Source organism: Campylobacter concisus, assembly GCF_902460895.1.
In the GTDB taxonomy this organism is placed as follows: Bacteria; Campylobacterota; Campylobacteria; order Campylobacterales; family Campylobacteraceae; genus Campylobacter_A; species Campylobacter_A concisus_BC.
Genome location: NZ_CABPVL010000002.1, coordinates 330,763 through 342,525, shown reverse-complemented (window position 1 = coordinate 342,525; position 11,763 = coordinate 330,763). Strand labels below are relative to the sequence as shown.

Annotated in this window: 11 protein-coding genes; 9 read left to right on the top strand and 2 right to left on the bottom strand. The window is 40.1% G+C overall.

Going from position 1 to position 11,763, the window contains the following annotated elements; all coding sequences use genetic code 11:
* Positions 1 to 61: 61 nt before the first annotated feature.
* Genes F3G98_RS02890 through dnaK form a run of 3 tightly spaced genes read left to right on the top strand, consistent with a single transcriptional unit; the run spans position 62 to position 3,301 of the window.
* Positions 62 to 856, top strand: a complete 795-nt coding sequence (locus tag F3G98_RS02890) for an HrcA family transcriptional regulator (protein WP_149725708.1) — start codon at positions 62 to 64, stop codon at positions 854 to 856.
* Complete coding sequence (grpE, locus tag F3G98_RS02885; protein WP_009294121.1) at positions 853 to 1,395, top strand: nucleotide exchange factor GrpE; 543 nt, start codon at positions 853 to 855, stop codon at positions 1,393 to 1,395. The genes F3G98_RS02890 and grpE overlap by 4 nt, the downstream gene beginning before the upstream one ends.
* Before the next feature lie 31 nt (positions 1,396 to 1,426).
* Complete coding sequence (gene dnaK / locus F3G98_RS02880; protein WP_002942660.1) at positions 1,427 to 3,301, top strand: molecular chaperone DnaK; 1,875 nt, start codon at positions 1,427 to 1,429, stop codon at positions 3,299 to 3,301.
* Positions 3,302 to 3,452: 151 nt separating this feature from the next.
* On the opposite strand, the gene F3G98_RS02875 is transcribed toward dnaK, so the two are convergent.
* The gene (locus tag F3G98_RS02875) at positions 3,453 to 4,055 is read right to left on the bottom strand and encodes an MBL fold metallo-hydrolase (RefSeq protein ID WP_149725707.1); all 603 of its coding nucleotides are present in this window, start codon (positions 4,053 to 4,055) and stop codon (positions 3,453 to 3,455) included.
* Between the two features lie 120 nt (positions 4,056 to 4,175).
* Between F3G98_RS02875 and F3G98_RS02870 the strand changes: the two genes are divergently transcribed.
* The 6 genes from F3G98_RS02870 to kdsB are packed head-to-tail and all read left to right on the top strand — an operon-like array spanning position 4,176 to position 9,499.
* Positions 4,176 to 4,913 carry an NAD+ synthase gene (locus F3G98_RS02870; protein ID WP_149725706.1) on the top strand — a complete coding sequence of 246 codons (738 nt, stop codon included), beginning with the start codon at positions 4,176 to 4,178 and terminating at the stop codon, positions 4,911 to 4,913.
* 10 nt (positions 4,914 to 4,923) lie between these two features.
* The gene (locus tag F3G98_RS02865; protein WP_107969461.1) at positions 4,924 to 6,054 is read left to right on the top strand and encodes a DegT/DnrJ/EryC1/StrS family aminotransferase; all 1,131 of its coding nucleotides are present in this window, start codon (positions 4,924 to 4,926) and stop codon (positions 6,052 to 6,054) included.
* Positions 6,047 to 6,967, top strand: coding sequence for a tetraacyldisaccharide 4'-kinase (locus F3G98_RS02860; RefSeq protein ID WP_149725705.1), 921 nt, complete (start codon positions 6,047 to 6,049; stop codon positions 6,965 to 6,967). The genes F3G98_RS02865 and F3G98_RS02860 overlap by 8 nt, the downstream gene beginning before the upstream one ends.
* 50 nt (positions 6,968 to 7,017) lie before the next feature.
* Positions 7,018 to 7,332: a divalent-cation tolerance protein CutA gene (gene cutA / locus F3G98_RS11025; protein ID WP_149725704.1), complete on the top strand. Its 315-nt coding sequence runs from the start codon at positions 7,018 to 7,020 to the stop codon at positions 7,330 to 7,332.
* Positions 7,329 to 8,792 carry a threonine synthase gene (gene thrC, locus F3G98_RS02850; protein ID WP_149725703.1) on the top strand — a complete coding sequence of 488 codons (1,464 nt, stop codon included), beginning with the start codon at positions 7,329 to 7,331 and terminating at the stop codon, positions 8,790 to 8,792. Before cutA ends, thrC begins: the two co-directional genes overlap by 4 nt.
* Positions 8,789 to 9,499, top strand: coding sequence for a 3-deoxy-manno-octulosonate cytidylyltransferase (gene kdsB / locus F3G98_RS02845; protein WP_149725702.1), 711 nt, complete (start codon positions 8,789 to 8,791; stop codon positions 9,497 to 9,499). The genes thrC and kdsB overlap by 4 nt, the downstream gene beginning before the upstream one ends.
* Before the next feature lie 523 nt (positions 9,500 to 10,022).
* Here the strand turns inward: kdsB and dsbD are convergent.
* Complete coding sequence (gene dsbD, locus F3G98_RS02840; protein ID WP_149725701.1) at positions 10,023 to 11,750, bottom strand: protein-disulfide reductase DsbD; 1,728 nt, start codon at positions 11,748 to 11,750, stop codon at positions 10,023 to 10,025.
* Positions 11,751 to 11,763: the final 13 nt, after the last annotated feature.

The window sequence follows — 11,763 nt, the reverse complement described above, 5'->3', positions numbered from 1 at the left end:
TGACATTGATAAACTAAAGTTGTATAATCCGCTTAGCAATTAAAAAGAAAGAGTGCTAAAAGTGAGTAAAACAAATAAACGCGATTTGATACTAAATTCTATCATTGAAGCCTATTTGCAGGACAATGCGCCTATTGGCTCAAACGAGCTCGGCTCTCGTATGAGTGTGGCGATACCGGCATCTACGATACGTGTTTATTTTAAAAAGCTTTCAGATGAGGGCGAGATTACAAAGCTTCATATCAGTGGCGGCAGGATCCCAACTATCGCTGCGATGAGGAGATATTGGAGTGAAATTTTTGGCGAAAACGACATAAATTTAGAGATAAATGATCCAAGAAGCTTAAAGATGCTCTGTGATGAGTTTGAGCTTTATTGTATGATTTTTGGCACGATCGATAAGGAGTTGCTAGAAATTTTAAATTTAAATGATAGATATCTGGTTTTAAATTTTAGCGGCGATGAGATCGTCATCAAATTTGACGCTAGGATGTATAAATTTTTAAACAACCTTATCGGAGTTAGTTTAGACAAGCTTGAGCTTATCTGTTCTCAAGTTGGCTTAAGCGAACTAAAAAACAAGATAAGAGAGCTTAAGAGGACTAAAATTTACTTTCAAGAAAACGAAATTTTAGCCTTTGATATGTTTAAGGATAGACGCTTTAAGATGGTTTTTGACCCAAGTTTTAGCTTGCAGATGGATGAAGAACTTACATTTTCTCCTATGTTTGATGAAAATTACATGGGGCTTAAATTTAAAGCAAACTACCTTGGTAGCGAGGCGCAGATGATCTGTGCTGGCAGTGTTTATACTGATTATGTGAAATTTATAAATCTAATAAAGGAGGCCGCGTGAGCGAAGAGGTAAAAGAGCAAAATCTACCTGAGGTCGAGCCAGTGCAAGAGGCAGCTAGCGATAGCGTAAATTTAGATGCACTTGGCGATATCTCAAAAGTGGAGAAGCTCGAAAAAGAGCTTGGCGAGATCACTGATAAATATTACAGAGCAAATGCTGAGTTTGAAAATATCAAAAAGCGTTATGAAAAAGAGAAAGCAGACGTTGCAAGCTATGCAAATGAGAAATTTGCAAGGGACTTGCTACCAGTCATCGATGCGCTTGAGATCGCTGCAAATTTTGACCCAGAGGATGATGAATTTGCTAAAAAGATCAAAGAGGGCATTTTGATAACGATAAATCAGTTCAAGAAATGTTTTGAAAAGCATGGCGTGAGCGAGATCGCAACTGATGCCGAGTTTGACCCAAATGTGCATAATGCCGTTTTAAGGGTCGATAGCGAGGAGAAGCAAAGCGGTCAGATCGTGCAAGCTTTACAAAAAGGCTATATGATAAATGGTAGGGTTTTGCGCCCAGCTATGGTCAGTGTGGCAAACTAAATTTAAAAAATAAATCTAATAAAGGAAAAATATGTCAAAAGTTATAGGTATAGACTTAGGTACAACAAACTCTTGTGTGAGCGTTTTTGAGCGTGGCGAGAGCAAGGTTATCCCAAACAAAGAGGGCAAAAACACAACTCCATCTGTTGTTGCTTTTACAGACAAAGGTGAAATTTTAGTAGGTGACGTTGCAAAACGTCAAGCAGTTACAAACCCTGAAAAAACGATATATTCTATCAAACGTATCATGGGTTTGATGAGTAATGAAAAAAATGCTGAAGAGGCAAAGGCTCGCTTGCCATATCACGTCGTAGATAGAAATGGCGCTTGCGCGGTTGAGATCGCTGGTAAGGTCTATACTCCGCAAGAAATTTCAGCAAAAATTCTTATCAAGCTAAAAGAAGACGCTGAAGCATATCTTGGTGAAAAGGTAACAGACGCGGTTATCACTGTGCCTGCATACTTTAACGATAGCCAAAGAAAGGCTACAAAAGAAGCTGGAACAATCGCTGGCCTAAACGTACTTCGTATCATCAACGAGCCAACAGCTGCGGCACTTGCGTATGGTCTTGATAAAAAAGAGGCTGAGAAAATTTTAGTTTATGACCTAGGTGGTGGTACATTTGATGTTACAGTGCTAGAAACTGGCGATAATATCGTTGAAGTTTTGGCAACTGGCGGTAACGCATTCTTAGGTGGTGATGACTTTGATAACAAGATCATCGACTGGCTAGTAAGTGAGTTTAAAAACGAAACTGGTATCGATCTAAAAGGCGATATCATGGCGCTTCAACGCTTAAAAGAAGCAGCTGAAAATGCTAAAAAAGAGCTAAGCTCAGCTCAAGAGACTGAGATAAATTTACCATTTATCACAGCTGATGCGACTGGTCCAAAACACCTTGTCAAAAAGCTAACTCGTGCTAAATTTGAAGGCATGATCGACTCACTTGTGGGCGAGACTATCACTAAGATAAATGAAGTCATCAAAGATGCAGGTCTAAGCAAGAGCGACATCAAAGAGGTCGTAATGGTCGGTGGTTCAACTCGTGTGCCACTTGTTCAAGAAGAGGTTAAAAAGGCGTTTGGCAAAGAGCTAAATAAGAGCGTGAACCCAGATGAAGTCGTGGCTATCGGTGCTGCGATCCAAGGTGCGGTTATAAAAGGCGACGTTAAAGACGTGCTACTTCTTGACGTTACTCCACTTAGCCTTGGTATCGAGACACTTGGCGGTGTGATGACTAAGATCATCGAAAAAGGTACAACTATACCAACTAAGAAAAGCCAAGTCTTCTCAACTGCTGAAGATAACCAAAGTGCCGTTACTATCATGGTTTTACAAGGTGAGCGTGAGTTTGCAAGGGATAATAAATCACTTGGTAACTTCAACTTAGAGGGCATCCCAGCAGCTCCAAGAGGCGTGCCTCAAATAGAAGTTGAATTTGACATCGACGCAAACGGAATTTTAACCGTTTCAGCAAAAGATAAAGCGACTGGCAAAGCCCAAAACATCACTATCTCAGGATCAAGCGGCCTTAGCGAAGATGAGATAAATAGCATGGTAAAAGATGCTGAGCTTCACAAAGAAGAGGATAAAAAGCGCAAAGACGCAGTTGAGGCTAGAAACCAAGCCGATGCACTAGTTCATCAAACTGAAAAGAGCATGAGCGAGCTTGGCGAGAAAGTCCCAGCTGAGGATAGAAGTAACATCGAAGCCGCACTAAATGATCTAAAAGAGGTCTTAAAAGATGAAAACTCTTCAAAAGAGCAGATCGACGCAAAGGTAGAAGCTCTAAGCAAAGCTAGCCACAAACTAGCAGAAGCTATGTATAAAAAAGATGAAAACGCTGGTGCAAACGGCGGAAATAACAAAAAAGACGACGACGTTATAGACGCTGAAGTCGAGTAAAACTCTTAGAGCAGGGCAACTAGCCTTGCTCTTTTAAATTTAACCTATAAATTTAAACTTCTAAGCACTTCTTAGCACGCGCTCACGACATCATCTTATAAGATAAAAAGTATAAATTTCTAAAATGCAAAAATTTAGCCGCACCCCAAAATCAAGACCTTTTAACGATCTCCACCCATCTATCAAGCTCTTGTTGCTCGGCTTTTAGCGTGCTACTTTCGCCGTGTCCTGGATAAAGTGCGAAGTCACCATTTAGATTTTTACATTTTTCTAAGCTTTCTAGCATCTCATCTTTATCTGAAAATGGAAAGTCCCAGCGCCCGATACTACCTTTAAATAAAAAATCTCCACTAAACATCGCGTCATCTATCTCTATCATCGAGCAACCTGGTGTGTGCCCTGGAAAATGGTGAAATTTAAAAGAAAAGTCACCCACTACAAAGCTCTCATCGCCTTGAGCCAAAACATCTGGCACAAAGGTGTTTTTCATATAGCCAAAAATGTCACTCTCACACATAAAAGCATCAAATTTATTGATATAAACTGGGATTTTTAGCTCATTTTTTAGCTCGCTCACGTCGTAAATATGATCAAAATGCCCATGAGTGCAAAGTATCACCTTTAAATTTTGTGCATTTTGCAAAACCCACTCTTTTGCCCCATCTCCTGGATCTATCACCAAACTTGAGCCATTTTTGGTAACGATGTAGCAATTTGTCCCAAAATCGCCAAAATTTTTATGCATTACTCTCATTTTTTACCTTAAATTTATCATTTCTTAAATATTTACATCTTTTTACTTAAACTTAAAGAAAAATTTTAAATTTAATTAGTATAATTTTTGCAAAAGGAAGCAAATTTAGGCAAAGGGACAATGAAGGGGTATCAAAAAATAGAAGAAACCTTAGTTTTTAGCTTAAAAGATAAAACTAAAGGTAAAAAGCTACTATTAGGCGTAAGCGGCGGTATTGATTCTGCTGTGGTTGCGACACTTTGTGCGAGAGCAAAGCCAGATGAAACTCACGCACTCATCATGCCAACAGCATCATCAAGCAGACAAAATATGGATGACGCCTTAAATTTATGTGAAAAACTAAACATAAAATATAAGGTTTTATCCATTGAGGGCATTTTAAATGCCTTTTACGAAACGATAGATGTAAATTTAAGCAATTTAAGAAAAGGGAATTTAGCAGCTAGAGTTAGAATGAGCTTGCTTTATGATTATTCATCTAGTATAAACGCTCTAGTCATCGGCACAAGCAACAAAAGTGAGCTTATGCTTGGTTATGGCACGATATTTGGGGATTTGGCATGCGCGATAAATCCTATCGGAGAGCTTTATAAGAGTGAAATTTTTGAATTTGCAAAACATCTTGGTGTTGATGAAAATTTTATCAAAAAAGCGCCTTCAGCTGATCTTTGGGATGGGCAAAGTGACGAGGGCGACATAGGTTACAGCTATGCTGTCATTGATGAAATTTTACAAAATTTAGAAAATAACAAGGAGCAAGCCATCAAAAAGTTTGGATTAAAAGCGGTCTTGGATATAGAAAATAGAGTTGTGTCAAACAGGTTTAAACGACAAATGCCGTTGATAGTGAAAATTTAAAGGATTAAAGATGAGAGAAATTCCGTTTTACAAACCAACTATCACTGAGCGTGAGAGTGAGCTTATAGAAGAGGCTTTGCATTCTGAAAATACCACCGATACGGTTGCTAAATTTGAAGAAAAGCTAAAAGAGTACTTTGGTGCTAAATTTGTTGTCACTACAAATAATATCGCAGCAGCGCATCATCTGGCTCTAAGCGCTATGGATACAAAGCGCGGTGACAAGGTTATCTGCTCAGTAAATGCCTTCCCTAGCGTGGCTCAGGCTGTTAGACATTTTGATGCCGAGCCTATCTTTGTTGATATCGATGAAGAGGACTTTAACATCAGCCCAGAAGCCCTTGAAAAGGTGCTAAAAGAGCAAAATCACAAAAAACTAAAATGCGCTTTCATCTCACACATCGCTGGACAAAGCGCTAGGCTTGATGAGATAAAGGCTATCTGCGAAAAATATGGCATCGTCGTTTTAGATGATGCAAACCGAGGCATAGGACTAACATACAATGGCAAAAAGGTTGGTTCAGACTCGTTTTTATCATGCTTCCAGACAAACTCACGCGTGCAAAATCCTATCTCAACAGTTGGATTTTTCACGACAAATGACGAAGAAGTCTATAAAAAAGCAAAACTACTTCGTAACTACGCCCTTGTAAATGGTATAGATAAATTTGGTAGTTTAAGCTACATCTATGACGTCGTTGATATAGGTTTAAAATACGACATAAACTCGATAAATGCGGCATTTTCTATCGCTCAGCTTGAAAAGACAGACGAGCTTATAAAACGTAGAAAAAAGATCGCTGAAATTTACGATAAAGAGCTTAAAGAGTGTCACAACATCACAACTCCAGTCAAAAAACGTGAGCACATCTACACTCAATATATCATCAAGATAAATAAAAACCGCGACAGCTTTGCTAGAGAGCTTTTGGAGCGTGGAGTTCACACTTCATTGCACTACATACCGATACATTTGCTAAGCTATTATAAAAATAAATATTCGCTTAAAGTAAATGACTTCCCAAATGCTCTAAAAGCGTATCAACAAGTCTTGTCGCTGCCTATATATCATAGTTTGAGCGACGAAGAGGTGCAATACATCTGCAACACGGTAAAAGAAATTTCTAAATCTCGTGTTTAAGAAATTTAATATCCTTTTACATTCTTGGGCGAATGACTACTTCTTTCGCCCAAATTTCTTTCAAATTTTACTAGCATTTTTACTTTTGCCACTAAGTCTTATCTACGCTCTAGTCGTTATTTGTAAGAAATTTAGCGCTCAAAAAAAAGAGTTTGGTATAAAGATAATAAGCGTTGGAAATTTGACCCTTGGAGGAAGCGGCAAGACCCCACTTTGCGTCGCTATCGCTAAGAATTTCGAAGGCGCTTTTATCATCCTTAGGGGCTATAAAAGAAAGAGCAAGGGCATGCAAGTTGTCGCTAGGGATGGCGAAATTTTACTTGACGTAGCAGCGAGTGGCGATGAGGCGATGATATACGCTACAAGCCTTAAAAACGCAAATGTGATCGTTAGCGAAGATAGAAAAATAGCCATAAACTACGCCAAAGAGCATGGCGCGAAGTATATCTTGCTAGATGATGGATTTTCTAAATTTGACATAGCTAAATTTGACATATTAGTGCGTCCAAACCCAGAGCCAAAGCTAAGGCTTTGCCTGCCAAGCGGGGTTTATAGATATCCATTTAGCTTTTATAAATTTGGTGATTTTATAGCGTGCGAGGGGCAAACTCATTTTAGAAAGAGTGCAATTTTAAATAAAAGCGAAAAAATGGTGCTAGTTACCGCCATAGCAAACCCAGCGCGCCTTGAGTCATTTTTTAGCGAGTGTGTGGGACAGGTATTCTTCCCTGATCACTACGACTTTTCAAAAGAAGAGCTAAGCGAAATTTTACAAACCTACGACGCCACCTCGCTTTTGATGACGCAAAAGGACTATGTAAAGGTAAAGGATTTTGGGCTGAGGGTATCGCTTATCACGCTTGAAGTTACGCTAAGCGAGGAGTTTAAAAAGGTTTTGGCACAGCAAATTTAAGCCCATTTTGTTATAATGAGCCACTTTTTAAAAGGAAAATTTAGATCAAAATGAGAATTTTAATCACCTCAGTCGCAAAGAAAAAAGAGGCAAAAAAACTAAGCAAAAAGCTCGTAAAAAAGGGACTTGCAGCTTGTGTGAGTAGCTTTAGCGCAAAGAGCCTTTATCTTTGGCAAGAGAAGCTTTGTGATGAAAAAGAGCAAATTTTATTCATAAAAACAGACGTGAAATTTAAAAAAGTAGCTAAATTTATAAGAAAGCACCACAGCTACGAAACCCCAGAAATTTTGGCACTTAAGCCAAAAGATGTTTTTAAAAAATATGAAAATTGGATAAAAAAATCAACCAAAAAAGGCAAAAAATGAGACTAACACCAACTAGAAGCGTGAAAGATGAAAAGGTAAAAAATGTAAATTTAAGCACAGCCATGCTTAGCCCAAGCTCCGCTCACGGCGGACTTTACGCGCCAAAGAAGCTACCAAAGATCACAAAGGCAAAGTGGCAAGAGCTCTCAAGCCTAAGCTACGAAAAGCTCGCACTCCATATCATCTCGCTATTTAAATTTGACGTGTCAGAGGCGTTTTTCAAAAAGGCTCTTAAGAGATATGCAAGCTTTGATGACCCAAAGCACCCAGTCATTTTTAAAAAAATAGATAAAAATTTATACGTAAATGAGCTCTATCACGGCCCAACTAGGGCATTTAAGGATATGGCGCTTCAGCCCTTTGGCTCGCTGCTTAGCCAGCTAGCAAAAGAGAGGAATGAGAGATACCTTATCATGTGCGCAACTAGCGGTGACACGGGTCCTGCGACACTTCAAACTTTTGCAAACGATGAAAATATCAAGGTCGTCTGCCTCTATCCAGATGGCGGCACGAGCGAGGTGCAAAAGCTTCAGATGCAGACCATGCAGGGTGAAAATTTAAAGGTTTTTGGCATAAAAGGCGACTTTGACGACGCTCAAAGAGCGCTAAAAACGCTGCTTGCAAATGATAAATTTAAGGCCGAGCTTAAGAAAAAGCGCCTTAAGCTAAGCGCGGCAAACTCGGTAAATTTTGGCAGAATTCTCTTTCAAATCATCTACCACGCCTATGCCTACGCAAATTTACTAAAACAAAAGGCGCTTAAGGCAAACGAGAGCTTTGATATCATCGTGCCAAGCGGAAATTTCGGCAACGCTCTTGGGGCGTATTACGCTAAAAAAATGGGCGCAAAGATCGGCAAGATCAAGATCGCCTCAAACGCAAACAACATCTTGACGCAGTTTTTCACCACTGGCGTTTATGACCTAAGAGATAAAAAGCTGGTTAAGACGATAAGCCCAGCCATGGACATTTTGATCAGCTCAAACGTCGAGCGCTTGCTATTTGATAAATTTGGCAGCGTTAGGACCAACGAGCTCATGCAAAGCCTTGCTAAAAATAAATTTTATAAGCTCACAAAAGAGGAGCTTGAGGCGCTAAAAGAGGACTTTGAAGCTAGCTGGTGCGATGACAAGGAGTGTGAGGCATACATCGCAAAGCTCGCAAAGGACGGCTACGCGATCGATCCGCATACGGCTACTTGCTTTAAAATGGTGGATGCTGGCCGAGTAAGCGTCATCACATCGACTGCGCACTGGGTGAAATTTACGCCAAGCATGATCAAAGCGTGCCAGATCAAAGATACAAAAGATGAAAAAGATGCGCTGGCAAAGACTGCTAAAATCTTAAATGACAGTGTACCAAGCTCGATAAACTCGCTATTTAGTGCGAAAATTTTACACAAAAACATCATAAAAGAGGACGAGATCGAAAAGTGTGTCCTAGAATGGATCGAGCGATGATAATCATCCCAGCCCGCCTTGCCTCAACAAGGTTTAGTAACAAAATTTTAAAAGAGATAAACGGCGTGCCGATGTTTGTGGCGACGGCTCTTAGGGTAAGTGGCGTGGACGATGTGGCTGTTGCTGTGGATGAGCCAAGCGTGCTTGATATCGCCAAGGCTCACGGCATAAAAGCAGTGCTAACTAGCAAAGATCATCAAAGTGGCACCGATAGGATAAACGAAGCGGCGCAAATTTTGGGGCTAAGCGAGAGTGAGATCATCATAAATGTTCAGGCTGATGAGCCATTTATCGAGCCTGAAAATATCGCTAAATTTAGGGCTTTTTGTGAGCAAAATAAGGGAAAAGCCTTTATGTTTTCTTGCTATAAAATGATGGACGATGAGTTTGCGGATGATAAAAATTTAGTCAAAGTGGTGACTGATTTTGAGGGCTATGCGCTTTATTTTTCAAGATCAAGGATACCATTTAACAGAAGCGAGTGCAAAAGCTACAAGGCGCATCTTGGCATCTACGGATACAGCGTAAAAAGCCTAAAAGAGTTTTGCGACCTCTTGCCTTCAAGCCTTGAAAACACCGAGAAACTCGAGCAGCTGCGCGCCCTAGAAAATGGCAAAAAGATAGCGATGCTGGAGGTTGAAAGTCAAAGTATCGGCATCGATAGCGAAGAGGACTACCAAAGAGCGCTTGCTAAATTTGGTAAATGAGCCTAAATTTGCTCTACTTGGGCGTTTTTGCTGCGGCAGAGCAAATTCTAAATTTTATAAATTTGGGTAATGGTTTGGCTGATTTTTTTACCTTTGATTTTGATTAAGTTCTAGCTGTGTTAATGGTTAAATTTACTGCGAACTTCATATTTTAAATTTATTTGAATAATTTTGTCTATTTGCTGAGATGTTCTAAATTGCAAACTTGACTGAAGTTTTTTGATCTCGTGGTCTTGTCCGCACGCGGTTTGGCAAAAAAATGATTAAATTTTAGTTGCGTTGGTTGTCTTGGTGCTAAGCTAAATTTAGTTTATATTTTTTATTCGTTGGCATATTCTAAAATTTAATAAATTTAAGATGATTGCAATTTTGACTTTGCGATTTTACTCGCGTCACTGCATGATATAAATTTGATAGCTCAAATTTACTTCTTTGCTACTTTTCTAGCTGGTTACAAGGTCTACAAAGCCTAGAAAAATTTGGCTGATAAATTTAAAATTCCAGCCAAATTTGCTATTAATATTTAAATTTTCTCAAGCTTTGCCATGAAATTTTTAGCATTTATAAAGCCGATCGTCCTAAGCGCTTTTTGCTCCTCGCCGTCTTTAAAAAGCATGAGTGCAGGCGGATCGATGAGCCCAAAATTTTTTAACATCTCATCGTTTTGCGCACCGCCACTTGTCACGTCGATACGAATAAGCGTAAAATTTGCCAAAGCATTTTTCACGCCAGCATCCTTAAAAGTGATGTGCTCTATCTCTTTGCAGCTCGCGCACCAGTCGGCATAAAAATCCACTAGCACTGGCTTGCTTGAGCTTTTTATCATCTCATTTAGCTCATTTAAATTTCTAGCCTGTTTGAAATTTAGCTCGCTCTCGTTTTTGGCTAAATTTAGCCCAGAAAGTGGCGAAAAGGCATCTTTTGAGCCCAAAAATGCGCCGATAATTAGCATGAGTGAGTAGATAAAAACTAGCACGCAAAGTGCTTTTTTAAATTTGGCCCAGCCGCTATTTGCTGCCTCAAACGCTCCAAGATAAATGGCAGCAAAGACGCCTATGACGCCATATCCTAGTAGTTCAAAAAACGCTCCAAGCACGCGTGCGAGGATCCAAACAGCCATGATGAGCATCAAAAAGCCAAAGAGTTTTTTAACCTCGTCCATCCAGCCGCCAGGTCTTGGCAGGAGCTTGCCTGAGCTTAGCCCTATCACAAGAAGCGGCGCGCCCATGCCTAGCCCCATGACAAAGAGCATGATGCCCCCATAAATGGCGTCTCCGCTTTGCGCGATGTAAAGAAGTGCGCCTGCTAGCGGTGCTGCCACGCAAGGCGAGACGATGAGTGCTGAGGCAAAGCCCATGATGAAAACGCCGATGAGGCCTGAGCTGTTTTGTGACTTTTTGCTGATTAAGTTTTCAAATTTAGAGGGCAGTTTGATGTCGTAAAAGCCAAACATACTAAAGCTTAAGATGACAAAAATGGCCGCAAATGCGCCAAGTACGTAGATGTTTTGCAAGGCCCCTGCGATGCCAAAGCCAAGCAGGCTTGCCCCAACGCCAGCAAGCGCGTAGGCAAGGCTCATCGCAACGACATAGACTAGCGAGAGCAAGAAGCCTTTTTTGGCATTTAGGCTGCCGCCCTTTGAGACGATGATGCTTGATAAGATCGGTATCATCGGAAAGACGCAAGGTGTGAGCGAGAGCAAGAGGCCGTAGCCAAAAAATGTCGCAAGTGAGATGAAAAAGTTTTTGCTGCTTAGCTCATTCGCGATGCTTTGCTCGTCCGAAAACTCCTCTATATCGGCATTTGCTTCGTCTTTGTGTTCTTTGTCAAAGGCTATGATGCTAAATTTGCCAAATTTCTCAAAGATGTCGTAAATTTTAGTTTGCGGGCGGTAACAGATGCCATTTTTAGCACATCCTTGATAGCTTAAATTTAGCCTAGCACTACTATTTTTAAGATGCTCTTTTACTAAATTTAATGGGATAAACAGTGAAAAATCTTTTGGGTAAATTTCATATTCGCCGGTGTTTTCGCTCTTTGGCATATTTAAGAGGCTGTTTATCTTCTCTTCGCCAAGCTTAACCTCAAAGCTATCTTTGTAAAGATAGATATTTTCGCCAAATTTAAACTTGATCTCCACGCCTTGTTCATCGATACTTGGACTTAAAACAAATGCCTTGCTGACGTCTAAAACCTCGGCAAAAAGCGAGCTTGTAAACAAAATGAGAGAAAAAATAAATTTAAAAAACATGCTAATCCTTGCT

What these genes read in the sequence shown, in the direction of transcription:
- dnaK (WP_002942660.1), top strand. Translation starts at nt 1,427, where the DNA reads ATGTCAAAAGTTATAGGTATAGACTTAGGTACAACAAACTCTTGTGTG.
- F3G98_RS02875 (WP_149725707.1), bottom strand. Translation starts at nt 4,055, where the DNA reads ATGAGAGTAATGCATAAAAATTTTGGCGATTTTGGGACAAATTGCTAC.
- F3G98_RS02870 (WP_149725706.1), top strand. Translation starts at nt 4,176, where the DNA reads ATGAAGGGGTATCAAAAAATAGAAGAAACCTTAGTTTTTAGCTTAAAA.
- F3G98_RS02865 (WP_107969461.1), top strand. Translation starts at nt 4,924, where the DNA reads ATGAGAGAAATTCCGTTTTACAAACCAACTATCACTGAGCGTGAGAGT.
- cutA (WP_149725704.1), top strand. Translation starts at nt 7,018, where the DNA reads ATGAGAATTTTAATCACCTCAGTCGCAAAGAAAAAAGAGGCAAAAAAA.
- thrC (WP_149725703.1), top strand. Translation starts at nt 7,329, where the DNA reads ATGAGACTAACACCAACTAGAAGCGTGAAAGATGAAAAGGTAAAAAAT.
- kdsB (WP_149725702.1), top strand. Translation starts at nt 8,789, where the DNA reads ATGATAATCATCCCAGCCCGCCTTGCCTCAACAAGGTTTAGTAACAAA.
- dsbD (WP_149725701.1), bottom strand. Translation starts at nt 11,750, where the DNA reads ATGTTTTTTAAATTTATTTTTTCTCTCATTTTGTTTACAAGCTCGCTT.